We start from the raw sequence: 26,221 nt of genomic DNA, 5'->3' as shown, positions 1-26,221 counted from the left end.
GCGCCTGATCGGAATCACCAAGGACGCGATGGGCGCGGACTTGAAACCTCAAGGAGCTTTCTCATGGCTAACATCGGCACCTTCACCGCTCAAGACAACGGCTACAACGGCACGGTTCGCACCCTGACGATCAACGCCAAGGTCAAGATCGTTCCCGCCGACAAGGGCGACAACGGCAAGTCCCCGGACTTCCGCATCCTGGCGGGCAACGTGGAAATCGGCGCGGCGTGGAAAAAGATCGCCAACAACACCGACCGGCCCTATCTCTCGATCACGCTCGATGACCCGAGCTTCCCGGCCACCATCTACGCCAGGCTGATCGAGAACGAGGCGGGCGACTTTGACCTGATCTGGTCGCGTCCGACCAAGGCGAACTGAGTTCGCCCGCACGCCCGGCTGGCCGGGCGTGCCACCATCATCGGTCAGCTGTGGCGCATCGCGCACTAACCGCGTACCAACCGAGCAGTTCTTGTATCGCTGGCGTAAAAAGGATTAGCGTGCGCGGGCTAGGCTGCCGACGGCGGCAGGTTGTTCAAGCGGACACGTTCTACGATCATGCGTGCGATTTCGGTAGGTGTGTATTCGTCAAGGTCCACGTAGCCGTCGATAGGGAACGACCCACTGATATCGGCCCGGTCAAACCGCATGAACATGATGGCATGATCATTCTTGTTCTTAATGATCGTTCTGATTGCGCGCCACTCAAGGCCGCACCATTCCTTTTGCTCATACTCCGCACAGAGAAACACCACGACGAGATCGGAATTGTTGAGGTATATCTTCTGTAAAAGCGTATCGAGATTGGGGCGGGCGAGCTGCGCTGTGAAATCCTTGTCATAGAACACTGCATCGCGTCCCAATCGCTTTTTCAGTTCTGCGGCAACGTCTGCAACGTAAGGCCGCTTCTCCCCAGGGAAGGACAGAGCAACCTGAAATCGCATCTCTTCAACACGGCCGGCCGGACGACCCTCCCCCACGTAGCTGGCATCCACCAGGCCGGCTTGGGCAAGAATCTCGAACAGATTTTCATCTTTTACCGCCCAATGGGTGCGCGTCATCTCGCCGCCCTGAATATCAAGCCTGATGCGAACAGGTCGCAATTGGGAGAAGGTGAACGGCGGAATATTTTCATCCAGATCGTATTCGATGAGTATGCTGCGGCCGCGCTCTCGAATCCTTCTCAGATATCCGACACGGACCACTTCTTCATCGCCTTCGTAGGTAAAGAGGGTAGGAAGCGACTTCAGTTTTTCTATCGCGGCCGCATCTAACTTGCCAAACTCGGCCTTCAGGCTGTCGGTCGTGTATTCAAGGAACCGGGTCCTATCATATTCGTAGGCGGGAAGTTCCCAGGCATCTTCGGCGATGGTAACCAGTAGGTTGTACATGCGGACTCGCTGATTGGAGGAAAGGTAAACGGGGCTCGACCGTCACGTCGCCTTGGGAAGAATGGAGACGCGCACCTCAATACCGTGGCGATCATTGTTCAGATCGGCTTCGATGCCTGCCGGGTTGGCAATGCGCCCATCGGGATCATAGACGAAGCAATATAGACGCTTGCATTGAGGATGCTTCTGATAGTGCGCAATGTCGATGATAAGCTGATCGCCCACGGCCTTGGCGCTAAGGCCGGGCCGGGTTTTCTTGACCTCTACCATCGTATCGATTTGTGGAAGTAGGAAATCCGTTCGAGACGCCGAGCCTGCATAGCTCGGCACCCATTCTTCTGGTCGTACATCGTCAAAATGCAGGCGCAAGAGCGCGTGCATCAGATCTTGGACATCATATTCATCGTGGATATCCAAGGTCGGCCGATCTTCACGTCGCCGTCGAAGTTGCTGCGCGACGGCATGGAACCGCAGCATGATGCGGTCCAACTCATCGAGCAGCCGCTTTAGGTCCGTATCCATCGAAACCGGGCCGGCAGCATTGTCGAACAAGCCCTTGTTCCGAAGGATGCGTGTGATGACGGCTTGCACCACAGCCCGGATTTCCTCAACGCAGGCATACGAGGCCGAACCGAACATATTGCTGACGCCTTCGTTGTACGACGAGGCAATCAAGTCCATATGCTGCACCGACCCTGGAATGTGGTCGCGCAGCAGATCCAGCAGCTCCGTGACGATGGTCCTCAGACGGTAGTTGTCCTGAGCGTCGATGTGCCATCCGTTACGCGTGCGTGAAAACCGTCCCAGTACATCGGACAGTTCAGTGTTGTAGGCTTCGAGGGCTTCAAGAATTGCGTCGGGGGACATAAGGGACAGGCCTTGGCATGAGAAATGTCGGGAGCACACAGTTTTCTGGCGATCAGACTCGTTCAGCCGCGGTGTTGGCTTTCAACGGTCCGTATTGTCAGCCAGGATGATTTCCAGCTCCCGCTGTACCTGCGCTTGCACCTGTTTGATCTGATGACGGTTTTCCGCATAGGCCAGCGTGAGCAGTGTTAGCGGATGAATGCCCATGACCCCGCACAGTTCGTCCATCTTCTTAAGCGTCGGGCTTTTCAGCCCGCGCTCCAGCGAACTCAGATAAGTACGACTCGATACGTCGCTGAACGCTTCCTGGCTCAACCCTCGCGCCTTGCGCGTCATCCTCAATGCCTGAGCCAATCCATCTTTTGCCGTCATCCTGTGGAGTCCCCAAAAGATAGAATGACAGCCCATTGCGCTCTATAGAGCTACAATCTATAGTGTTCGTTTCTTGGGGTGGGGAAATATCCTTGCGCTGACCGCTGAGGGCGGGTGTTCCCGGTCAAGCCAGCCTCCCGAGCTACGCCGGCTCCACGCTTGCGCGGACCGGGCGGCGGCATGGAGATCGGCGTAATTCCGCATGCGTGGGTATCCGCTGAACCGTCAAACCGATTTCACGATTCTGCGTCATCGTGTGTTTATGGGCTTACGTCGCGGCGGATTTACGTATTTCTGGGCAAGCGGCAATCCGGGGCTACGCCGTTGCGCGCTTCCGTCATCGAACGGTGGCCCGCCTATGGACAATCCGTCCGACATCCCGATAAGGAGCCGACCATGACGCTTCCCGCCTTCCTGACCGACGAACTGCACATGCGCCTGTTGGCCAATGGCCGCATTGCCCAAACTGCGACTTTTGACGCCTATCCCGTCGTCAAGCTGTTCGCGCCCGATGGCAGGGCAATATGGCTGTTGAATGCGCTCGACCCGGATAACCCGGACATGGCCTATGGGCTGTGCGATCTGGGAACGGGCGATCCCAAGCCGGGCAAGGTGAGCCTGGCCGAGTTGCAGGCGCTGCGCGGCGCCCAGGGACTGCCCGTCGCACGCGACCCGGATTTCCGGGCAGAAGGCCCCTTGAGCGAGTACGTCCGGCTGGCGCGCGAAGAGGGCCGCATCGTCGCCTGATAAGCCGCGATGAACCGCAAGCGATGCCGTTCCGTGCCGGATGCAAGGCCTTGCCGGCATACCCTGGCCCACCCCAAGGCTTGCGGGGCTGCGCTCACTCATGCGATCCTTGGCGCGTATCCGCCCGGCCTGCCTTCACCCTCACGTCCCGGAGGTTGCCATGCCGCTACTCACCGCCACGCAGCAGGCGCAGTTGCTCGCGCAGGGCGCGCAGCGCGCCCGCGACCCGGATTTCGACCCTCTGCCCGTGGTCAAGCTCTATACGCCAGATGCGCGCGCGGTGTGGCTGCTGGCTGCCGCCTATCCCGATGACCCGCGCCGGGTCTACGGCCTGTGCGACGCCGGCACGGGCTTTCCGCAGCTCATGGACGTCCGTTTGGACGATCTGCAAACCCTGCGCGGGCCGAACGATTACCCTCTCGCCGTGGACCCGCATTTCGCGGCGCATGGCCCGCTGTCGGCCTATGCCGCCCGGGCGATTGCCCAAGGCGCCTACACCGAGGATTGATGGCCGCAGGCCCCAGCGCCTGGCCCTGACCCACACGCGCCCCGCGGCCGCCTGAGTTTGGCCGCAGCGGCATTGTTCCCCGGCTTTCGCCGGGGTCGGGGGTGCGTTGTGTTCAGGGGAGACGCCCATGCGGACATCTGCCGAGAACGCCGCGCCCTGGCAGGCGACGGCGGCCTACCTCTATCTGCTGCGGCTCGATGTGGCGAGCCTGGCCTGGGAGTACCTGCGCCGCTACCCGGCCTACCTGACGGCCTGGCTGCGCGACGGCCGCCACGGCGGCGCGTCGGCCGCGCGCGCCTGGGGCCTCATCCAGCTCGAAGATCCCGGCCTGGATGCGCGCAAGGCGCATCCGCTCTGGGACGACAGCCTGCCGGCGCTGCTGCATGTCGAAGCGGCCGAGGCAGCGGCCGGTGGTGCCACGGGCGCCGGCCTGCTGTTGTGGCGCCTGCCCGGCCAGAAAGACCTTGTCGCGCTGCCCAACGGCGCCGCCTTGCAGGTGCGCGACGGTGCCCGCCTGCTGCGCATGCGCCTGGGGCGGGGAGTACTCGACGGCCATGCGGCACGCTGCGCAGTGCCGCTCGATGCGCGCCTGCATGCGCAGGCCGCCTTGCTTGGCGCGCACGCGGCTCACCTTGCGCCCCGGCGCCGCGCCCAAACCCGGCCAGCGGGCGAGCACGCCGCCGCGCAACGTGTTTCCCTGGCGGCGCGGCATCATCTGCACGCCCTGCAGGCGCTCGATGGCCAGTTCGCCGGCGCCTCGCACCGCCAGATCGCCGAAGTGCTGTACGGCCGCGAGCGGGTACGCGCCGCCTGGCACACCGACAGCGCGTTGCGGGCGCAACTGCGCCACAGCCTGGCGCGCGGCTACGCCTTGATGCGCGGCGGCTACCGGGCGCTGGCCGGGCTGCGCCCGCCCCAGCCCGGCCCATAGCCCGCGCGTTCGCGCCCAAGGGGGGAGAAAAACCCACCCCCCCTGAACATTCTCCCTTCCGTACACGCGGCCTCCTGCCGAGACTGTCTCCAGCCCGCGGCGCTTCGTCCGCTGGCGCACCGCTTTGCAGGAGGCATCATGGCTGCGTCCCACGTTTCCCTGTCCAGTCCTTGCGCGCCCGTGTACGCCGCGCGCGCGGCCACCCCGGCGCCACGCTACCTGACCAACGCCGAGGCGGCCGATTACCTGCGGCTGTCGCCGCGCACCCTGGAAAAGCTGCGCGTACAAGGCGGCGGCCCCAGGTTTCGCAAGTTCGGCCGGCGCGTGCTCTACGCCGTGACCGACTTGGAGGCCTGGGCCGATGGCCGCAGCTACGGCATGACCTCCGACCCCGAATACCTGGACCGCCGCGCGGGCCGCTGACGGCCTGGCGCGCAGGAGTCCCCAGCATGGCCGCCCGGCGCCTCTCTGGCGAGCGCGAACAGCTCACGCTGTTTCGTGCGCTGCCAGGCGACATGCGCCCGCGCGATGCGCGCGACCTGATGAGCTATCCGTTTTTCTCGCTTTCCAAGCAGCGGCGCATCGCGCCCATCGACTTCGCGGCCGGCGCGGTGCGCATTCGCGTGGAAGGCGTGCCGGAACACGGCATTGCCACGATCTGGGATGCCGACGTGCTGGTGTGGGCCGCCAGCCAGCTTGTCGCCGCGCGCGACCGGGGCGTGCCGACCTCGCGGCTGATCTGCGCCACGCCCCATGAAATCCTCACCTATACCGGACGCGGCACCTCGCTGCGCGCCTATCAGCGCCTGCGCGCGGCGCTGGACCGGCTGCAATCGACCACGGTGGCCACCACCTTGCACCAGGGCGACAACCGCAGGATGCACCGTTTCTCGTGGATCAACGAATGGAAGGAATCCGTCCACCCAGGCGGGCGCGCCGCCGGCCTGGAGCTGATTCTGCCGGACTGGTTCTATTCAGGCGTTCTGTCCGACGCCCTGGTGCTGGGCATCGACCCGGCTTACTTCCGGCTCACGGGCGGCATCGAACGCTGGCTGTACCGGCTGGTGCGCCGGCATGGCGGCACCCAGCGCATGGGCTGGATCTTCGAGCTGCGTCACCTGTACGCCAAGTCCGGCAGCCAAGCGCGCTATGCCGACTTTGCGCTGGACGTGCGCCGGCTGGCGCAGCGCCAGACGCTGCCAGGCTACCGCCTGCGGGTCGCCCGCGCGGGCGGCGCCGAGCGGCTGTTCTTTCATCCCCACCCCGAGCGTCCTTCCTCGACGCCGGCCCCGTGACACCCAGTGGAGGCCTCGGCCATGTGGATAACTTGTGGACAAAGCTGTGGATTTCCTGTGGATGGCTTCGTGCTATCAGGCGCACGGCATTCGTGCTATCAGGCGCAGAATCTTCGTGCCTTTAGGCGCAGCGACGCCTGGAAACCCGCGCCAGCATTGGCTTTGCGGGGCGCTTCTAACTTACTAACTATAAGACTAACTAAGATTGATGATGGGAGGCCGCTGGCTTCGGCCCAGGGTAGCGGCCCGCGCGAGGCCGTTAACAGCGGTCGGCAACCCAGCCCGTGGCCTGCCATCACGCCCGTTCCTGGCGCCGGGCTTGCCTTGCCGCGAACCGGCCAGGTCATCGCGCTGGTCAACCAGAAAGGCGGTGCGGGCAAGACCACGCTTGCCACGCACCTGGCCGGCGAGCTGGCATTTGCCGGCCATCGCGTGGTGCTGATCGACGCCGATGCGCAAGGGTCGTCCTCGGACTGGGCCGAACGGCGCGCGCAGAGTGGCCAGAAACGCCTGTACGGCGTCTACGGCCTGGCCCGTGAGTCCTTGCATGTCGAGATGCCGCAGATCGCGCAAAGCGCCGATTACGTCATCATCGACGGGCCGCCCAGGGCGGCGGCCATCACGCGCTCGGCGCTGCTGGCCTGCGACCTGGCGCTGATTCCGGTGCAGCCGTCCGCGTATGACATCTGGGCCAGCAGCGACATGGTCCGCCTGATCGACGAAGCGCGCCTGTACAAGCCGCAATTGCGGGCCGCGTTCGTGGTCAATCGCCGCGTGGTCGGCACGGTGATCGGCCGCGAGGCGCGCGCGGCGCTGGCCGAGCAGCGCTTGCCGGTGCTGGCGGCCGACATCTCGCAGCGCATCGCCTTTGCCGACAGCGTGGCGGCGGGCGTGCTGGTGCGCGAGTGCGATGCGCGCTGCCCGGCCGCCCGCGAGATCGCGCGGCTGGCCGGGCAGGTGCGGGAGTGCCTGGCATGACGAACGAAACGCGCCACCCCACTGGCAACCACCCCGGCAACCACCACGGCAACAGCGACGGCAGCGGCGCACGAGGCGGCGCGCCGGGACGCGTGCCGATCGGCTCGCGCCCGGCGCCCACGGCGGCCACCGCCTGGGTGCGCCAGGGCAGCAACGCGCCGTCGATCTATACCGCGCGTCTGACGGTGGACGTCACGCCGGCGCTGCGCGGGCGCATCAAGATTGCCGCGTACCGACGGGGCGTGACCGCCGCGGCCATGCTGCGCGAGCTGCTGGAGCGCGAATACCCGGAGCGCGCGCCATGACGCCGGTAACGCCAAGCGTGCCTCTCATGCGCGTGACGCTCGCCGCCTACGGCCGGCGCCTGCGCGTGCGGCTGCGCTTTGGCGCGCCGCTGCTCATCGTGCGGCGCGACGACTGGCGACGCGTGGCGCTGTTCGCGCCGGGCGCGGTCTGCTGCCGCTTGAGCTGGGTCGCCAACGCCTACGGCACGGTGGCCTGGACGGTCATCGTGATGCAGGCGGCCATGCCGTTCGACGCCGCGCAGCGCATCGCGGGCGTCGCTCCTGGTGCGTGCCTGCTGCTGTGCGCCGACGGCAAGCCGCGCGTCAAGACCGTGCTGGCGCTCATTGACGCCATCGAGGCGGCCGGCATCGCGCCCGTGGTGGTTTCGCCCGATTACTGGCGCACGGTCGCCAACCGGCTCGCGGCGCGGCTGCCGCCGCCAGCCTACACGCCCGAGCGGCACGCGGCCTGGCTGGCGCGCCGCGCCTTGCAGGAGCTGCGCCATGCGTAAGACCATCCCGCTTGCCGTGCCGTCCCATCGGTCACGCCATTGCACCTGGCGCGCACGCGCCGCGGTGCTGGCCGCCATGTCCCTCGGAGTGGCGGCCATCTTTGCCCCCGGTTTGCTGCGTGCGGTGGCGCTGGACGGCCGCGGCGGCGTCCACGCGCCGCGCCTGGTCTACAACGCCAGCGCCAGCATGCCGCGCGGCTTCTATGCCGTCGCCGCGCAGCCGGCGCGCATCGGCGACGCCATCCTGACGCGCCTGCCCGCCGACGCCGCACGGCTGGCCGCCGAGCGCGGCTATCTGCCGGCCGGCGTGCCGCTCATCAAGCCCATCGCCGCCGCGGGCGGCGACCATGTTTGTGTCCGCCACGGCACGGTGCGCGTCAACGGCCGCGTCGTCGCGCTGACGCTGACCCACGACAGCCAGGGCCGCCCGCTCGCGGCCTGGCCTGGCTGCCGGCGGCTCGCGGCGCACGAATGGTTCCTGCTCGGCACCGAACACGCGGCGTCGTTCGACAGCCGCTACTTCGGTCCCGTCCCGCGCACGGCCGCCTACGGCGTAGCCGTGCCTGTCTGGACCTGGGGTGTGCGATGAACGTCACGTTCCTTTGCTTGGGGCTTGTTCTGGGCGTTGCGCATCCTGTGCATCCGTCGATGCGCGGCGGCTGCGCGATGCAATGCAGCGCCAATGCGGTGTCCGCGGCCCGCCGCCTGCGCCGTCCCGTGCAGGTGTCTTGCCCGCGTCCCGGCTCGCCGTCCGCGCCGCGCCCGCCCGGCCTTCGGCCATCGCGTTGGCGCAGCGCGTCCGGCATCGGCCGGGCCGGCAGTTGGTTCCCGCCGCCAGGTCGGCGGGAAGATGCGCCGGGAAAAAGCGAGGGCAAGATAAAAGGGCCAGCACGGGGGTGGCCGCAAAGCCTGGTCTGCACGGGTGGGGGGACGGCACGGCGCACCGAGGTGCGCGTGCCGGTGTGTGGCGCTTTGGCGCATCGGCGCGGCTTGGCATGCGTGCCATTTACGTCCGTGTGCGCCAATCTTACCGGGAGCGCGACGCGTGAATCAGCCTGACGACGACCGTTTCCGGCCCCGCCCAGGACCGCCCCGGCAGCGCGGCGGCGACGGCCAACGCTTCGTGTCCCTGGTGCGGCGCGAAGTGTCCAAAGCCGGCCAGTCGGGCCGCGGGCGCGGCCGAGGCCAATTCGGCCGGGGCCGGGTCGCCGCCCGCCTGCGCGCCGCCCCATCGCCGCGCAGCCGCCGCGTCGTCATCAAGTCGCGCTTTGTCAAGATGCAGGCCGGCTCTGATGCCGTGGGCGCGCATCTGCGCTACATCGAGCGCGATGGCGTCACCCGCGACGGCCAGCCCGGCCGTGCCTATGGCGCCGATACCGACGAGGCCGATACGCGCGCCTTTGCGGCACGTTGCGAAGGCGACCGCCACCAGTTCCGCTTCATCGTCTCCAGCGAGGATGCCGCCGAGCTGGGCGATCTGCGCGCCTTCACCCGCACGCTGATGCGGCGCATGGAAGTCGATCTGCAAACGCGCCTGGACTGGGTGGCCGTGGACCATCACGACACCGACAACCCGCATACCCATATCGTGCTGCGCGGGCGAGCCGACAACGGCCAGGATCTGGTGATTGCGCCCGACTACATGGCTCACGGCATGCGCGAGCGCGCCGCCGAGATCGCCACCGAATGGCTCGGCCCGCGCACCGAGCGCGAGATTGCCGACAGCTTGCAGCGGGAAGTCCAGCTGGCCCGCTTCACCACGCTGGACCGCAGCCTACTGCGCCAGGCCGGCGACGGCCTGGAGGTCATGGGCCTGCGCGGCGACGCGGCCTATCAGCGGATGCTGGGCGCGCGCCTGCAAGTCCTGGCAGAGATGGGCCTGGCCCGCCAGATCGAGCCCGGCCACTGGCGGCTTGACGGCCAGATGGAGGCAACCTTGCGCCGCCTTGGCGAGCGCGGCGACATCTTGCGCGCGATGCACCGGGCGATGCGCGGCGAGCCGCGCGAGTTCGCCATTGAGACGGGCCGGGAGATCACACAGCCCATCGTCGGCCGCATTGCCGGCAAGGGCCTGGCCAACGAACTGTATGACCAGGGCTATCTGGTCATCGACGGCGTGGACGGCCGGGCGCACTACCTGGCGCTGCCGCCCGGCACGGCGCTGCCCGACTACCCCGTGGGCGGCATCGTGGAAGTCCGGCCGCTGCCCGAAAGCCAGGCCGATCAGAACATCGCGCGCCTGGCCCAAGACGGTATCTACCGCACGGCCGACCACTTGGCCGAGCTGGAGAAATCCAAGGCCAAGGACCGCGACAGCAGCCCCGAAGCCATCGTGCGCTCGCACGAACTGCGGCTCGAAGGCCTGCGGCGCGCCGGCATCGTCGAGCGGCTGGACGATGGCGTCTGGAAGGTGCCGGCCGACCTGCTGGCACGCGGACGCGCGCACGACCTGACGCTGCGCCACGGCATCGAGGCGATCATGCGCTTGGACCTACCGCTGGCGCGGCAGACTCACGCGACCGGGGCGACCTGGCTGGACCGCCAGTTGATCGACGGCGGCAAAGATATCGTGCCCAACGGCTTTGGGGCCGAGGTTCGCGACGCCATGCAGGCGCGTCTCTCGCACTTGGAGCTCGATGGGCTCGCGCAGCGCCGAGACGGGCACGTCGTGCTGGCCCGTGGCCTGTTGCGCACCTTACGGGCACGGGAACTGGCCGCAGCCGCCCAGACCCTTGCCGCCGAGACCGGCCTGGAATATCGCCCGCTGGGCGAGAATGGCCAGGCCAGTGGCGTTTACCGGCGCTCGGTGATGCTCGCAAGCGGCCGCTTCGCGATGCTGGACGATGGCCTGGGCTTCACCCTGGTGCCCTGGCGCCCAGTGGTCGAGCAGCGCTTGGGCCAATCGGTGTCGGCGACCGTCCAGGCTGGACGCGTCACCTGGGAATTCGGGCGCGCGCGGGGCTTGGGACGCTAAAGGGCAGGATGCGGCGCCAAGCGCATGCAGTTGTCATCCATCTGTCATTTACATGTCATTTGGTCTCGGTACGATGCAGGCTACCCTTTTTTGGCTTGTCACGTGCTGCATTCCGTTCCCCCTTTCTGCCGACCATCCGCTGGACGCGCCGTCTCGGAGCGCAAGGGGATGCGCTTGCCATGTGGCGCTGGACAGATGGGACCGGGATGCGATTCGTGGTGCCTCGCCTAGCCGGCACCCCTGCCGGCCGCACGGCCGGATGGCTGGTGATCCTGGCGCTGTGGGCGGCGATGGCGGCTGCGGCTGCCGCCAGCCTGCCCTCGGATGGCGCACTCGACTTCGATATTCCTGCCCAGCCGCTAAGCGAAGCGCTTAACCGCTATGGTGAGACTGCCCGCATTTCGGCGCTGTATCCCAGCGACTTGCCTGCAGGATTGCGCTCGTCGCCGGTACACGGCCGCTATTCCCCCGAAGAAGCCCTGCGTCGCCTGCTGCGCGGTACGGGCCTGGCGCTGACCAAGGCGGTTACGCCACATGGCGACGTGTTTCGCCTGACGCGGCCGGCCTCGGCGACCGCGCCGGGCACCGGACCAGCACGCGCCAACCCGGCTGCGGCCGGATATCTGCTCCGGTTGCAGACCGCCGTGATGCAAGCCCTGTGCGGCGATAGCCGCACCCAACCCGGCGGCTACGGCGCGATGCTAGAAGTGGCCGTGGATGAGACCGGCCGCGTCGCCCTCGCAACAGTCATAAGTCCTTCGGGCGATGCTCGCCGGGACGCGGCGCTGCTGGCGGGCTTGCGTCAGGTTCGTACCAGTGCACCGCCTCCGGCGTCCGCACATGTGCCGTACCTGTTTTCGTTGCAGCCAACGCCGCCCGGTGCCGAGCCCCCGTGTCGGTCCACGGCAGGAGGCGCGCGATGACGCACCCGCGGCCGACCGTGCTGGACTACCTCACGCAACGCTACGCTAGCCTGAAAACCCTGCTGACCCGCCGGCTGGGCAATCCTGATCTGGCCAGCGACGCGCTGCACGACACCTATCTGCGTCTGCAAGGCATGGACGAACTGCCCGAGCGGGAGCGGCCAGGGGCTTTTCTGGTACGGGTGGCGACCAACATCGCGCTGGACATGCAGCGCAAGGACAATCATACCGTCGCCGGCGAGGCGGTCGAACTGGTGCTGAACCAGATGGCCGCCCCTGGCCCAGGCCCGGAGCAAGCGGCGCTCGCGCGCATCGATCTGGAGAGTCTGACCGAGTTGGTCGATCGCATGCCCGAGCGGCGCCGCGTCATCATGGTCATGGTGCATTGGGAGGGCATCCCGCGCAACGAGGTCGCCAAGCGCCTGGGGATATCGCGGCGCACGCTGGAGACCGAATTGCAGCGTGCGCACGAGCGGCTGACCGAGTATTTCCGTGACCCCTGAAAAATAATCTGCATAGCAAGAGCCCCTCATACGTGTATAAAAATATGGCACCCCAACGCGTCGCGTATGGCGCTTCCTCATGACGAAGGTTTCTCACGCTCAAGACAAGGACGTGGCGCCAGCCGAAACGCTGGAGCGCCAAGCCATGGCTTGGCTGCGCCGGCTGACCTCCAACGAGGCGACAGCCGCTGAACTGCGCGAATTCGAGCAGTGGGTAGGCGCGCACCCTGCGCACCGGGCCGCGTACCGCAAAGCCAAGGCCATCTGGGATGCCCTGAAACCTTCCACCGGCCAAGTGGCGCAGGCGCATCCGGGGCTGGTTGCCCGCTACGAACGCGCGCAGCGCAGTCGGCTGCGCACGCGTCGCGCCATGCTGGGCCTGGGTGCGGTGACAGCAGCCAGTGCGGGCTTGGCCGTCGTGTATCCGCCTCTGGGGTTGTGGCCATCGCCCGCCGAATGGGGCGCCGACTATCGGACCGAAGCGGGCGAGCAGCGTACGCTGGCCCTGGCCCAAGGCCTGGATGTCACGCTGAACACGCGCACCAGTGTGCGCCAAGAAACGATGGACGGGCGGCTCGTCGGCCTGGACCTGCTGGCGGGCGAGACTGCGATCGACGTGGCGGGTAACCATCGTTTCTCGGTGCGCGCGGGCGTGGGACGTAGCATGATCGATTCCGGCCGGCTTGAAGTGCGGTACCTGGACGGCATGGTGTGCGTCACCTGCTTGGCCGGTGCCGTCAAGGTCGAGCACCCCACCGCCTCCCAGCAACTGGCCGCGGGCGAACAAACCCGCTACGACGACCGGGCCATCGGCGGCATTGCGCAAGTCGATCCGAAGGTGGTGTCTGCTTGGCGCCGGGGCTTGCTGATTTTTAACCAGACGCGGCTGGCCGATGCCATTGCCGAGATCAATCGCTACCGGCCTGGCCGTGTGGTGCTGGCCAATGACGCGATGCGCGATCAGCGTGTCAGCGGCAACTTCTACACCTCGGCGCCCGACCAGGCTATCGCGCAACTCCAATATATGTTCCGCCTGCGTGCCCGGCCCTTGGGCAACGTGCTGATCTTGATCTGATCGGTGACACGGTTGCGCACCGTGTCGGCGGAAACAGATTTGTCAAAAAAAAAGCTGCATAGCTTTGCCTGCTCAAACGTGTATCTATATCTGAAGGCTATCGAGCGCGGCTGAAAGCTGCTTGTGCTCACAAGTCTGAGGGCCAGGTGTGGCCGTTCACGGACGGTCTCGGGGATATGCGTGACAATGGGAAGGATAGTGATGAGCAAGCAGGGGCGGGGATCGCAAGCAAAGCAGCGTAACAAGACCAATGCCAGGCGCCTTGCCCTCGCGCCGGTGGCGCAAGCCGTCGCCCTGGTGCTCGCCGCTGGCGGCGTGGCGGATCAGGCACACGCGCAAAAGGCATTCGGCGGCGCCTGGTTCGCGGCCAAGGGCGCGGCCCAGCAAGCTGCGATGCAGGCCAGGCAGTCTGGCGCTGCGGCGGCGCTGGCCAATCGCAATAGTCCGTCTGCCCAATCCAACGCGGCCCGGCAGAAACTGCAAACCTCGATCGGCAACCTGAACCGAACCGCCCAGGCCATCGCCGCGCAGCAGGCGGCCCAACGCGCCGCGCGCGCATCGGCCAACGGGGCGTCGGTGCCCGACGGCCTGGCCGAAGGCGGCCTGAAGGTCGATACCAACTCGCTCACCGCCGGCTGGCTCAATGCCAAGGCGCCGACGCAATCCACCGCCAACGGCCGTACCCAGGTCAAGATCGAGCAGACCGCCGACAAGGCCATCCTAAACTGGGAGACCTTCAACGTCGGCAGGAACACCACCGTGCAGTTCCAGCAGGACCGCAACTGGGCGGTGCTCAACCGTGTCAACGATCCCAAGGCGCGGCCTAGCCAGATTCAGGGCCAGATCAAGGCCGGCGGCACGGTCATGATCGTCAACCGCAACGGCGTGGTGTTCGACGGCAGCAGCCAGGTCAACGTGCGCAACCTGGTGGCCGCGGCGGCCACAATCACCGATGAGCAGTTCCGCAACCGCGGCCTGTATGTCGATACCAACGGTTCGCAGCCGACCTTCACAGATGCGCTGGGCAAGGTTGAAGTGCGCGCCGGCGCGCAGATCGCCACGGATGCACCAGCCTCGTCCACCGCCGGCGGTGGCTACGTGCTGCTACTCGGCAACGAAGTGCACAACGCGGGCGAGATCACGACACCCAAGGGACAAGCCGCATTGACGGCGGGCGACAGTTTCTATATCCGCAAGGGCATGGGCACAGATGGGAATCTGAATTCGACCACGGCCGGCAATGAAATTTCCACCGCGCGGGCCAAAGGCAGCACCACGGGTACGGTCATCAACACCGGGATCATCACCGCCGCCACGGGCGACATCACGATGACGGGCCACGACGTCACGCAAGCTGGCGTAGCCGTTGTCACGACGTCGACCAGCCAGCGCGGCACCATCCACCTGTCCACGCGCGCCAGCGACGCCACGGGCACGGTCACGCTGACCGAGGACAGCACCACAGCCGCGTTGCTGGATACAGCGGATACCACGGCCCTCGACAGCCAGCGCGATGCGGCCCTGGAGCGGCTGGATGGCACGATCCCGACCAACAACGTTACGGGCGTCTTTGACAACCTGAGCACGGTTGCCGACCGGCGTGACTTGTCGCGCATCGAGATCGTCAGCGGCAATACCGTGGACTTCCAGGGCGATTCAATGACGCTGGCGAGCGGAGGCGAGATTGCCGTGTCGGCCGTTCGCCGTACGCTGGTCGATGCGGGCGCGACGTTGGATGTCTCCGGCGCGGTCGGCGTGCAGGTGGCAATGGCGGCCAACAACCTCCAGATCAATATCCAGGGTAACGAACAGCGCGATGCGCCGGTCAACCGCGACAGCGGTAACCTGAACAGTCTGGACGTATGGGTTGACCGGCGCAGCCTGGTCTTCGTGCCGGATGGCACCAACGGCTATGAAGGGGACCGCTGGTACACGGCCGGGGGCTTGCTGGAAGTCAGCGGCTACCTTGCCACCAGCCCGCACAGCACGGGCGAATGGATGGCGCAGGGCGGCACGATTACCGTCACGGGCAACGATCTGGTGACGCGGGGCGGCTCCAGCATCAACCTGTCGGGCGGTACGCTGGACGTGGCCACCGGCTACATCAATCAGAGCTGGCTCAAGGGCGCGGACGGGCGACTATACGAAGTGTCCAGTGCGCCGGCCGATATCCTGTACACAGGCTTCTATCGCGGCTACGAGCGGACTAGCGAACGCTGGGGCGTGACGGAATACTTCCACAGCCCGCTGATCGGCCCGTCGCGGCGTCTGGAAAACGGTTATACGGTGGGGCGCGACGCCGGCAGGCTAGTCGTCGCCACCAGCAATGCCGTACTGGAAGGGGGTATCGCCAGCGACGTGTACCAAGGCCCGCGCCAGATCCAGGCCGCGCAGGCGGGGCTGGAGGGGTATTACCAGTCGCAGCGGGCGGTGGCGCGGCCTGGGCAACTGATCGTAGGAAGGTACAACCCGATCTATGACGCAGATGCCGGGCTATTACAATTTGGACTGACGCCCGTGCTTGATAGTGTAAAGCTGGCAGAGGTGGAAGAGCGCATTGCGGATGGCTTGCAGTTGAACGATGTGGTGACGCAGGTCCGCCAGGGAAAGCTGGTGCTGGATGCCGGCACGCTGAACGACAGCGGGCTGGGTGCGGTGCGTATCGCCGCCAAGGAAAGCGTTTCCGTTGAGCGCGCATTGACGGTGGCGCCAGGCGGCGAGATCTTGATGTACGCGCCGATAGTGGACGTGACAGCGGACCTCACGGCGCGCAGCGGCACGATCCGATTGGGAAATGTATTGGCACAACCGTACGTGGCGGTGTCGGCAGACGGCATAACGTATGGGCTCAGAGATGAGATCGTGCCCGTGCCCACTGGCGCCCGGGGCGGCGTGCTGGTGGGAGAAGGTGCCGTACTGGACGCTAGGGGCCTGATGACGGACCTGCGTGGCGGTGTCGGCGGCGACGGCAACTCAGCCCATGTTGATGGCGGCATGGTGGCCATTCGTTCAAGCGAGGGCGCGGTGCTCGCAGCGGGATCGCTGATCGATGTTTCATCGGGCGTGACCCTGCGAGCCGATGGCAGCATAGCCGGAGGAACGGGGGGGGATTTGATGCTGGCGGTTGAAACCGGGTCGACGGCTGCAGACGCTCGGTTGCAACTGGAGGGAGCGTTGGCCGGATACGGCGTCGTTGACGCCGGTACGTTGACCATCCAGGCGCCACGCGTGAGCATCGGCGCGCAATCACGGGACAATGCCCTGGTGTTGTCAGAGGATTTCTTCGAGAAGGGTTTCGCCAACTACCGGGTGATCGGGGAACAGGGGCTGGCAGTCGCTGAAGGTGCCGAGGTGAAGGTACAACGCCCGCTGTACCGTTTCCATGAAGATGTCCTCCGTACGGCCAGCGGAATTCCCCGGCAGCTCGTGCTGGAGCCCTGGCTGGCGTCGTTGTACGAGGAACGGCCGCTTAGCGGCGAATTGATGAAGCGTCCCGGTGCGAGCCTGTTTCTGCAGGCCGGCACACGCCAGACCGGCGCCGGACAAGAAACCAGCATCGTGCTCGACATCGGCCGCGGGAGCCTGCTGGAGGTCGACCCCGGGCAGCGCATCGAGTTGCGCAGCGTCGGCCAGTTGAACGTAGACGGACGGTTGAATGCCTGGGGCGGTTCGATCGAACTGGGCAGCGTGGTGTTGCCCGATCCGGTGCGCGACCAGGTCGAGAGCATCGGCCACCAGCGCGCCATCCGCGTTGGCGAGCAGGGCGTACTCGATGTCGCGGCGCGCGCCGTGACTGCGCTGGACTTCCGGGGACGACGCTACGGTCTCGTGGCCGATGGCGGCAGCATTGTCATCGGGGGCTCGGTCGAGCATGCCATCGGCAAGGCCGACGCCGCCGAACTGTTCGTCGACCTGCGGCCGGGAAGCCTCCTGGATGCTTCCGGTGCCCAGGCGCAATTGGATGTGCCTGGCGTCGGGCAAACCCTGGTCAATAGCGCCGGCGGCAGTATTTCCCTCGCTTCGGCCAACGGACTCTACCTGGACGGCGACCTGCGCGCCTTCGCAGGAGGCGAGGGTGCAGCTGCTGGCAGCCTGACGGTGGCGCTGACCACGCCCAATTATCTGGCCAACCTTGCGACCGATCAGGTGCTGCGGCCACGTGAACTGATCGTGGGCCAGCAGCGCGAGGTCGTCGAGGGCGGCCAGGATTCTTATGTCTATGGCCATGGCCGCCTGGCGGCCAGCCAAGTGAAGGGCGGCGGCTTCGGTGACCTCACCCTTTTCAGCGACGGCCTGCTGAGTTTCGCCGGCGACCTGGACTTGAACCTTGGACAGCGTCTGCGCCTTTACAGCGGCGCGTTGGGGTTGAGCGAAGATGCCGCTGGCAACAGCCGGATCAGATTGTCTGCGCCTTCCTTGCTTCTGGCGGGAGCGTTCCCCAATGACGACATTACGGAGAACAACGAAACACGGCCGCTGCCGACCAGCTTGTTCCAGGTTTCCAGGCAGCCCAGCGAGGCGCTCTTCGAAGCCAGCGGGCGGGTACTGGATATCCGCGACAGCCTGGTCTTCGGTTCGCGTGGTAGTTTCCGCGACGCCAGTGGCGGGACGCAGGCATTCGACCGGCGCGGCTTCGACCGGGTCGAACTGTCCAGCACGGGCGACATGCGCTTGCTGGCGGGGAACGCGACGCCCGTCGAGCGCATCAACACCCAGGTGCTCAGCGGCGGCGATCTGCACATCCGCGCGGCGCAGCTCTATCCGGGCACCGGGGCGGGTGCGCGGATTCTCGCCGGCTACGGCTACCAGCCCGATGGCGCCGCTGCGGCGTTCGACCCGGCGCGCAGCCTACGTATCGAGCGCAGCGACGCGACCACGCCGGAGCAGCCCCTGGCGGTCTTCGGGCGCCTGTCGCTGGGGGCGGCGAGCGTCATTCAGGGCGGTGTCGTGCGCGCCCCGTTGGGCTATCTGGAAATCGGCCAGAACGCCGACAAGGTCGAGTTGTTGGCGGGCAGCCTGACCTCGGTTAGCGGCGCCGGCCTGACCTTGCCCTACGGCGGCACGGTAGACGGTCAGGTCTGGCGCTATGCCGGAAAGGAAATCGCCCTGACCGGCGTCGGCGGTAGCTTCAACGACAGGGGGATAATGGAAACCGGGGTTGACCTCGGTGGCCGCTCCGTGCGGGTGGCGTCCGGAGCGACGCTGGATCTTTCCGGTGGCGGCGAACTGCTCGGCGCCGGTTTCGTTTCCGGCCGCGGTGGATCCACCGATGCGCGCTACAACCCTCTGGTGCGTTTCGACGAGGATGGCCGCTTCCACCTGCCGGGACTGGCCGACAATCCGATCTACGCCATCGTGCCCGGCGTCCAGCGCATCGCGCCGGTGGCCGCCGAAGGCGGTGCCGTCGACCCGCTGGTCGGCCAGCAGATCAGCATCGGCGGCGGCGTGCCCGGCCTGCCGGCCGGGACCTACACCCTGCTGCCGTCGACCTACGCCCTGCTGCCCGGCGCGTACCGGGTCGAACTCAACGGCCAGGCTGGGCTGGGCCGGGCGGTACCCACCCAGCTCATGCGCAGCGGCTCCTGGTCGCTGGCCGGGCAGTTGTCCCTCGCCGGCACCGGGGTGCACGATGAACTGTTCCGCCAGGTGCTGCTGACCCCAGCGGATGTGCTGCGACGCCATTCGCAGTACAACGAAACGAGCTACAGCGACTTTGCCAAGGCCGATGCTGCCCGCCGCGGCATCCCACGGCCGATGCTGCCTGTGGATGCGCGCAGCCTGCGTCTCGACTTAAGCGCCGGTGGTGGCGCCGATGCACTGGTGTTCGATGGCAATGGGCTGTTCCAGGCCGCCAGTGGCGGCTATGGCGGTAGCCTGGTGGTATTGGGCAACGACCAGCGGATCGAGATCGTCGGTGCCGGCGCGCAGGCCAGCGAGGGTTTCCAGGGCGTGACGCTGCGGGCCGAAGATCTCAACGCCTTCGGTGCGGCGCGCATGGTGATCGGCTCGACGCCAGCGGTTCTCTACGGGCAAGGCGGCAACTACGTCACCTTCGACATCACCGATAGCGCGCAAAGCATCGTCCTGCGCAATGGCGCCCAACTGGCCGCACCCGAGGTGTTCCTCCTGGCGAACAGGCCGGGAGAGGCGATCAGCCTCGAGCAAGGGGCCGCCATCGTTACCCTGGGGCGGGGGGCTGCAGCCTACGATGCACGGGATGGCTTCCTGTATGCGCCGGGAGGGCGTTCCATGCTCGCCCTGTCGAACGGCATGCTGAACGTCTTGCCGCCGGAAGCCGGAACGCCGGATCGTGGTCCCGGCGATATCCTGCTCGGCGTTCCCGCTGCCGATGGCGTGGCTGGCGAAACCAGGCTGTATTCCGAAGGCAGTCTGGTCGCGGCCACCGACAAGCGCTTCGTGCTCGACGACAGTGTGCGCTACGGCACCCGCAACCTGACCCTGGCGGCGGGCGGCTTCAATGTCGGCGAGCAGGCACTGCTGACCGAGCTGGCCGAGCGTGGTGTGCTGCCGACGGGGCTGGCGCTCGACCAGCAAGTGCTCGACCGCCTGCTGCAGGGCGATACCTCGGCGGGTGCGCCGGCTCTGGAGACGCTGGTGCTGAACGCCCGCGACGCGCTCAACTTCTACGGCGACGTCAGCCTCGACTCCTACGATCCGGGCACCGGTCGCTCCCGCTTGTCGCGCCTGGTGCTGGGCACCCCGGCGATCTATGGCTACGGCGACAGCGACAGTGTCGCCTCGATCCGCACCTCCAACCTGATCTGGAACGGTGCGCAGACGCCGGCCGCCGGGGTCATCGCCGGCGGCGCCGGCAGTGGCCAGGGCACGCTGGACATCCGCAGCGAACGCCTCGAGTTCGGTTACGGTCCCTTCAGCCAGCCCGGCTCCATCGACAGCTACCAGCGTCTGGCGCTGGGCTTCGCCACGGTCAACCTGGCAGCCAGCGAGCGGATCACCGCCAACCATAAGGGCAGCCTCGCGGTCTACCAGAGCCAGGGCGAGTACCGGCCTGGCAGCGGCTATGCATACAGCGGCGGCGATCTCAACCTGATCACCCCCTTGCTCACCGGCGAGGCCGGCTCGCGCAACAGCCTGCTGGCGGGCGGTGCGTTGCGGGTCAGCGCGGGGGGCGGCGGCGCGGCATCCACCCCGGTCGAGTTGGCCAATGGCGCACTGGGCGCCGAACTGGCTCTGGAGGGTGCCAGCCTGCTGCTGGACACCCGCGTCGGCCTGGCCAGCGGCAAGTTGAGCCTGGCCGCGCAGGAGGATCTGGAACTGGGCGCCGACGCCCAACTCGACCTGGCCGGGCGCGCGTTGCGTTTCGACGACGTGATCCGCTACAGCTGGGGCGGCGAAGTCAACCTGCTGAGCCGCGGCGGCAATATCCGCCAGGCCGCCGCTTCCCGCATCGACTTGTCGGCGAGCAACAACCATGCCGGCAGCCTGAAGGCAGTGGCGCTGGACAGCGGGGCCGGCGTGGTCGATCTGCAGGGGCAGATCCTGGCGGCGAGCAGCGGCGAATACGACGCCGGCGGTTCCCTGGTGCCGTACGCGTCGGGCAGCGTCGAGATCCGTGCCCAGGGGCTGGGCGAGGACGGTACGCTTGACAGCCGGTTCGCCGCTCTCAACCAGCGCCTGAATGCCGGCCAGGTGTACGGCGCCCGCAGTTTCCAGATCAAGCAGGGCGACCTGAACATCGGCAGTGACGTCAAGGCCTCGATGATCGAGGTGTCCCTGGATGGCGGCCATCTGAGCGTGAACGGCGTCCTCAACGCCAGCGGCGAGCAGGTCGGCAGTATCCGCCTGGCCGCCAAGCAGGGCCTGAGTATCGGTAGCGGGGCGCTGCTCGATGCCCATGGGCGGCGGCTGCGGGTGGACAGCTACGGCAAGATCATCGATTCGCCGAACCGTGCACTGATCGAACTGCACGCCGGAGACGGGCTGCTCAGCCTCGCTGCCGGCGCCCGTATCGATCTGCGTCACGGCACCGAGGCGGCGTCGGGAAGCGCATACGGACAGAACGACGGCATCGCCCGCGGCACCCTCGACCTGTACGCGCCGCGGCTGGGTGGAGCGACGGCGGGCGATATCGCCATCGATGCCAGCGGGCCGCTGCACATAATCGGTGCCCGCGCCATCAACGTCAATGCGGTACAGCGCTACGACGACGCGCCGGTCGCCGCGCAGCCGGCGGCCAACGGCCGGCCGTACCAGGAGATCACCCAGGCCTACCTGGATGGCAAGCACCAGCAGAGCGAACTGTTCATGCAGGCGGCGTTGGCCAATAGCGCGTTGCTCGACAGCAAGCTGGCCGGCTTGAACAATGCGGCTTACGCGCAAGCTTTCCACCTGCGTCCAGGGGTGGAGATCGTCAGCGCCACGGCCGATGGCGATCTGGTGTTGCAGGGCGACCTGGACCTGTCGGACCATCGCTACGCCAGCCTCAACCCGCATACGGCGAAAACCTCGGTCTACGGCTCCGGCGAGGCCGGTTCGCTGGCGATCCGCGCCGGCGGCGACCTGAACATCTACGGCAGTGTCACCGACGGATTCGCCCCGCCGCCGGAAACCGACGACGATCAGGGCTGGTTGCTGCTAGCCGGCCAGGATCGCCTGGGCGGCGATCGGGTGGTGCCGACGGCTGGGGTGCGTCTGGACGACGACAGCTTCTTCCCGGCCGGCAAGACGCTCAATTTCGAACTGCCTATCAAGGCCATGACCCTGGCCGCCGGTACCCGGCTGCCGGTCGAGGCGGTGCTCAGCCAGCCGTTGCAACTGCCGGCGGGGACAGTGCTCGAGGGGGCATTGCTGGATGCCGCCGGCAACCTGCTCCGGCCGGCCGGCAGCCAGCTCGGCGAGGCGCTGGACCTGCCCGCCGGCACTCGCCTCGGCGCCGGCAGCCGTCTGCCGCTGGCGACGCCCGTGACGGGGATGACCTGGCCGGGCGGCGTGCCGCTGCCTGGCCGGGCGATGCTGGCCAACGGCGAAGTCGACGGCGTGCGCCTGGCTGGCGGGCTGGCCTTGCGCGCCGGGGCCTTCCTACCGGCCGGCAGCGACATCCGCCTGCCCGATGGCGCCGCCTCGGTGGACGTACGCCCGGCCGGCGCGGTGTCGCGCAACTGGGCCATCGCGCCGATGCTGGCGGCCGGTTCGCAGTCCTGGAGCCTGCGCCTGGTGGCTGGCGCCGACCTGCAGGCGGCCGATCCGCGGCTGACCGATCCGCGCTCCAGCGGACAGATGCGCCTCGCCGATACGCACTACGGCATGCGGCGCATACCTGCGGCCGGTGGTGGGCTGGTATGGACCCAGGAAGGGGTGGATGAATGGGGCGATCCCAGCATCAAGCCTGGTGACCCACTGGACCCGGAGGCTTTGGGCTACCCGACCATCTGCGACGATTTCCCGACCTGGTGCGCAGCGAGCTCGGGCGGCATGGTGTGGACCGAGGAAGGGGTGAATGAATGGGGCGATCCCAGCATCAAGCCCGGTGACCCACTGGACCCGGAGGCTTTGGGCTATCCGACCATCTGCGACGATTTCCCGACCTGGTGCGCTGCGTCCAGTGACGACTACGCGCTGGAAGCCGAACCCTACGCTTCGCGCTTCAGCGTGCTGCGCACCGGCACCGGCGATCTCGATCTGTTCGCCGCCGGCAACCTGCGCATGGACTCTCCGTTCGGGGTCTACACCGCCGGTACCGCGAGCATCGTCGACGCCAGGTACAACCTGCCACGCGCAAGGGATGGCGGCAGCGTTCTGCGCGATCCGGCGCTGGGCGGCTACGAGCAATGGGTGGACGGCGGCGAACAGAGTCTCTACAGCGCCTGGTATCCCACCCAGGGTGGCAATCTGACGCTGGCGGTCGGTGGCGATCTGAGCGGCGACATACTGGGGCGGCTGTCTGGCGCCGTGCCCAACACCGGCTACGATTCGGCCACTGTCGGCAACTGGCTCTGGCGCCAGGGCAGCGCCTCGACCGCCGGTACGGCCGATGCCACCGCCTGGTGGGTCAATTTCGGTACCTATGCGCGGCGGCCGGGCAGCGAAGGGGCTGCTGCCGCCACGCAGCAGGTGGGCTTCACCGGCATCGGCACCCTGGGCGGTGGCGACCTGAGCGTGAAGGTCGCGGGCGATGCGGGCGTCATCGAGGCGGGCACGTCCAGCATTCGCAGCCAGGGGCTGGTGCTGGCGGTGGGAGGCAGCGGCCGGGTAGGCGCCGATGGCCAGTTGACCTTGAGCGGCGGCGGCGATATGGACGTACGTATCGGCGGCGCTCTCAACCCGTTGACGCCCTTCGATCAGAACAGTTCGCTGTACGGCGCGATGGTCAACCTGCGCGGCAATACCCAGGTCCGGGCGACGAGCCTGGGTGGTATCGATCTGATCTATGGTCGTCTGGATGGCCTTCAGGTCCCGGGCGAACGGCGCGCCTACGATCCCTTCGTCTCGACTCTCGGCCTGGCCAACGGCGGGCCGACGCTGGTGCCGGGCGACGCCACCTTCAGCCTGAACAGCCTGGGTGACCTGGTGCTGCAGGGGGTGGTCGATCCTGGCCGGACGCCGTTGATGAACGGCACCCCCTATACCAGCGCCAGCGGGGTCGAGGGTTACGGCGTGAGCGGCTTCTCGTTGTGGACCGAACGCACGGCGATCGACCTGACGTCGGCGGGAGGCAACCTGACCCCGGTTTCCTTGGGCAGGACGGAGCAGATGACCGATTCCGCATTGGTCTATCCCGCGAAACTGTCCGCCGTGGCGTTGGCGGGCAGCCTCTACTATGGCAATGCGACACGCCAGAGCCATACTCGCAGCAACATGACCGCACTGACCCTGGCGCCGTCGAGCCAGGGCCGTCTCGATCTGCTGGCTGGCGATTCCATCTATGCCGGCGGCTACAGCATCAGCCGTTCCGGCGCCAGCGCCGGCAGCCTGGCCACGCCGTTGAATCCGAGCTATCAGGGCTATACCGGTATCACGCGGCAGGTAGACAATCTGTCCAGCGATGGCAGCCGCGCCAGCCCCGAACTGTTCCCGTTGTTCGCCTTCGGCGCCAACAGCGTTTCCGGCGGATGGGCAGCGGGTCCCGAACCGTCGCGCTTCTATGCCCTCACGGGGGATCTGGTCGGCGTCGACAGTGGGCGGCTGCTGCACTACACCGCGACGAGCGATATGCGTTTCGGCCAAATGCGCTATGAAGGCTACGGCGCGGTGCGCATGATCGCCGGCCGTGACATCGTCAGCAGCGGCACCGGGTTGGGCGTCGAGCGGGCGTTCACGGACAATGCGACGGGGAGCTACGCCAGTAGCGGCAACCTGTTCGTCAACATCTCGGCTACCGACGTGTCGCTGGTACAGGCGGGGCGCGACATCCTCTACGGCAACTTCAACGTCGCCGGGCCGGGCAGCCTGGAAATCAGCGCCGGACGCAATCTGCTGATGGACGACGAGGTGGCGGTCACCAGCCTGGGGGCGGTCGCCCCGGGCGACGCTCGCTCCGGCGCCAGCGTAGTCCTGCAGGCAGGCGCCAACCAGGCGGACTTCTCCGGCTTCCTCCAGCGCTACCTGGATACCGACAGCCTGGCGCTGGCGGGAACGCCCCTGGCCGAGCAGCCCGGCAAGGTGGTGCGAACCTATGAAAGCGAACTGGTCGAATGGCTGGCTGGGCGTTACGGCTTCAGCGGCGACGGCCGGCAGGCGCGGGAATTCCTTGCCGATTTGCCGCCCGAGCAGCAGCGGATCTTTGCCCGCGAGGTGTACTTCGCCGAGCTCAAGGCCGGTGGCCGCGAATATAACGAGGTTGGCGGGGTGCGCCAGGGCAGCTACCTGCGCGGGCGCAACGCTATCGCTGCGCTGTTCCCCGAGCACGATGCGGCGGGTAATCCAATCCGCTACAGCGGCGACATCATCATGTATGGCGGCGCCGGCGTGCATACCCACTTCGGCGGCGATATCCAATTGCTTACTCCGGGTGGCCAACAGGTGTTCGGCATCGAGGGCAAGGCGCCGCCCTCCACGGCTGGTGTCATCACCCAGGGACAAGGCAACATTCAACTCTATGCATTGGGTAGCATCCTGCTGGGCCAGAGCCGCATCATGACGACCTTCGGCGGCGACATCCTGGCCTGGTCGGCAACCGGCGACATCAACGCGGGCCGAGGCAGCAAGACCACGGTGGTCTACACCCCGCCGCGCCGTGTCTACGACGCCTGGGGCAATGTGACGATCTCGCCGGACGTGCCCAGCACCGGCGCGGGCATCGCCACGCTCAATCCCATCCCCGAGGTGGCGCCGGGCGACGTCGACCTGATCGCGCCGCTGGGCACGATCGATGCGGGCGAGGCGGGTATCCGGTCCTCGGGCTCCGTAAACGTGGCGGCCTTGCAGGTGGTCAATGCGGCCAACATCCAGGCCGGGGGCGATACCGTGGGGGTGCCGGTGATGGCAGCAGTGAACGTGGGAGCGCTGACCAGCGCCAGCGCGGCGGCGTCCTCAGCGGCGACAGCGGCTCAGGACACAGTGGCGCGTGCCCGGGCGGAAGCACGCCAGAACCTGCCGTCGATCATCACGGTGCGGGTCATCGGCTTCGGCAACGAAGCCTTGCAGGAAGACGGCAGCTTCAAGCCCGATCCCAACTCGCCCGTCTCCCCCGGTATGCGGCAAAGCAGCTTGCCTGGCACTTCGCCAAGTGTGCTGCAAGTTGTCGGTGAACAGCGGCAGCTCTACCCGGAGGCAGCGCGCTACGTGCCAGAGAACCAGCGGCGCGACTTGCAGCAGGCCGAGTAGCCACCCTTCCTATCAGTTCACCCTGCCCGCTCCCGTCAAGGAGCAGGCAGGGACGGTTTA

Annotated in this window: 18 protein-coding genes; 15 read left to right on the top strand and 3 right to left on the bottom strand. The window is 67.1% G+C overall.

All coding sequences use genetic code 11. The features are described from left to right. Positions 1 to 63: 63 nt before the first annotated feature. Positions 64 to 378: a DUF736 domain-containing protein gene (locus AC1IQ6_RS19420; RefSeq protein WP_241117096.1), complete on the top strand. Its 315-nt coding sequence runs from the start codon at positions 64 to 66 to the stop codon at positions 376 to 378. A gap of 128 nt (positions 379 to 506) precedes the next feature. On the opposite strand, the gene AC1IQ6_RS19415 is transcribed toward AC1IQ6_RS19420, so the two are convergent. From AC1IQ6_RS19415 to AC1IQ6_RS19405, 3 genes are all read right to left on the bottom strand, one after another. Continuing rightward, entirely contained in the window at positions 507 to 1,388 is an 882-nt protein-coding gene (locus tag AC1IQ6_RS19415) for a TIR domain-containing protein (RefSeq protein ID WP_241117095.1), read from the bottom strand. Positions 1,389 to 1,430: 42 nt separating this feature from the next. Further along, on the bottom strand, positions 1,431 to 2,255 hold the full coding sequence (locus AC1IQ6_RS19410; protein WP_241117094.1) for a PD-(D/E)XK nuclease domain-containing protein: 825 nt from the start codon (positions 2,253 to 2,255) through the stop codon (positions 1,431 to 1,433). An 81-nt stretch (positions 2,256 to 2,336) separates the two neighbouring features. After that, the gene (locus AC1IQ6_RS19405; RefSeq protein ID WP_241117093.1) at positions 2,337 to 2,627 is read right to left on the bottom strand and encodes a helix-turn-helix domain-containing protein; all 291 of its coding nucleotides are present in this window, start codon (positions 2,625 to 2,627) and stop codon (positions 2,337 to 2,339) included. A gap of 396 nt (positions 2,628 to 3,023) precedes the next feature. Between AC1IQ6_RS19405 and AC1IQ6_RS19400 the strand changes: the two genes are divergently transcribed. The 14 genes from AC1IQ6_RS19400 (at position 3,024) to AC1IQ6_RS19335 (ending at position 26,161) form a co-directional block, all read left to right on the top strand. Continuing rightward, a complete protein-coding gene (locus tag AC1IQ6_RS19400) occupies positions 3,024 to 3,374 on the top strand; it encodes a DUF2958 domain-containing protein (protein ID WP_241117092.1) in 351 nt (116 codons plus the stop codon). Between the two features lie 160 nt (positions 3,375 to 3,534). After that, positions 3,535 to 3,882: a DUF2958 domain-containing protein gene (locus AC1IQ6_RS19395; protein WP_241117091.1), complete on the top strand. Its 348-nt coding sequence runs from the start codon at positions 3,535 to 3,537 to the stop codon at positions 3,880 to 3,882. Positions 3,883 to 4,009: 127 nt separating this feature from the next. Next, positions 4,010 to 4,813 (top strand): DUF2285 domain-containing protein, encoded by an 804-nt coding sequence (locus AC1IQ6_RS19390; protein WP_241117090.1) that lies wholly within the window; start codon positions 4,010 to 4,012, stop codon positions 4,811 to 4,813. 138 nt (positions 4,814 to 4,951) lie between these two features. Next, complete coding sequence (locus AC1IQ6_RS19385; RefSeq protein WP_241117089.1) at positions 4,952 to 5,236, top strand: helix-turn-helix domain-containing protein; 285 nt, start codon at positions 4,952 to 4,954, stop codon at positions 5,234 to 5,236. Positions 5,237 to 5,262: 26 nt separating this feature from the next. Then, complete coding sequence (locus AC1IQ6_RS19380; protein ID WP_241117088.1) at positions 5,263 to 6,108, top strand: replication initiator protein A; 846 nt, start codon at positions 5,263 to 5,265, stop codon at positions 6,106 to 6,108. 324 nt (positions 6,109 to 6,432) lie between these two features. Beyond that, complete coding sequence (gene parA, locus AC1IQ6_RS19375; RefSeq protein WP_241117087.1) at positions 6,433 to 7,086, top strand: ParA family partition ATPase; 654 nt, start codon at positions 6,433 to 6,435, stop codon at positions 7,084 to 7,086. Next, a complete protein-coding gene (locus AC1IQ6_RS19370) occupies positions 7,083 to 7,391 on the top strand; it encodes a ribbon-helix-helix domain-containing protein (RefSeq protein WP_241118030.1) in 309 nt (102 codons plus the stop codon). Before parA ends, AC1IQ6_RS19370 begins: the two co-directional genes overlap by 4 nt. Then, complete coding sequence (locus AC1IQ6_RS19365; RefSeq protein WP_241117674.1) at positions 7,388 to 7,882, top strand: DUF2840 domain-containing protein; 495 nt, start codon at positions 7,388 to 7,390, stop codon at positions 7,880 to 7,882. The genes AC1IQ6_RS19370 and AC1IQ6_RS19365 overlap by 4 nt, the downstream gene beginning before the upstream one ends. Beyond that, positions 7,875 to 8,471 (top strand): S26 family signal peptidase, encoded by a 597-nt coding sequence (locus AC1IQ6_RS19360; RefSeq protein WP_241118029.1) that lies wholly within the window; start codon positions 7,875 to 7,877, stop codon positions 8,469 to 8,471. Before AC1IQ6_RS19365 ends, AC1IQ6_RS19360 begins: the two co-directional genes overlap by 8 nt. A 456-nt stretch (positions 8,472 to 8,927) precedes the next feature. Further along, entirely contained in the window at positions 8,928 to 10,856 is a 1,929-nt protein-coding gene (locus AC1IQ6_RS19355) for a DUF3363 domain-containing protein (protein ID WP_241118028.1), read from the top strand. A 266-nt stretch (positions 10,857 to 11,122) separates the two neighbouring features. Further along, on the top strand, positions 11,123 to 11,779 hold the full coding sequence (locus AC1IQ6_RS19350; protein ID WP_241116582.1) for a TonB family protein: 657 nt from the start codon (positions 11,123 to 11,125) through the stop codon (positions 11,777 to 11,779). Next, on the top strand, positions 11,776 to 12,282 hold the full coding sequence (locus tag AC1IQ6_RS19345) for an RNA polymerase sigma factor (protein WP_485865185.1): 507 nt from the start codon (positions 11,776 to 11,778) through the stop codon (positions 12,280 to 12,282). Before AC1IQ6_RS19350 ends, AC1IQ6_RS19345 begins: the two co-directional genes overlap by 4 nt. A gap of 79 nt (positions 12,283 to 12,361) precedes the next feature. After that, positions 12,362 to 13,357, top strand: a complete 996-nt coding sequence (locus AC1IQ6_RS19340; RefSeq protein ID WP_241116584.1) for a FecR family protein — start codon at positions 12,362 to 12,364, stop codon at positions 13,355 to 13,357. Between the two features lie 201 nt (positions 13,358 to 13,558). Then, positions 13,559 to 26,161 carry a filamentous hemagglutinin family protein gene (locus AC1IQ6_RS19335; RefSeq protein ID WP_485865184.1) on the top strand — a complete coding sequence of 4,201 codons (12,603 nt, stop codon included), beginning with the start codon at positions 13,559 to 13,561 and terminating at the stop codon, positions 26,159 to 26,161. The last annotated feature ends 60 nt before the right edge of the window (positions 26,162 to 26,221 follow it).

It is taken from the genome of Achromobacter sp. MUI-25009338 (genome assembly GCF_057359325.1).
Note: the sequence above shows the minus strand (reverse complement) of the source record. Positions and strands in the feature narration are given on the sequence as shown.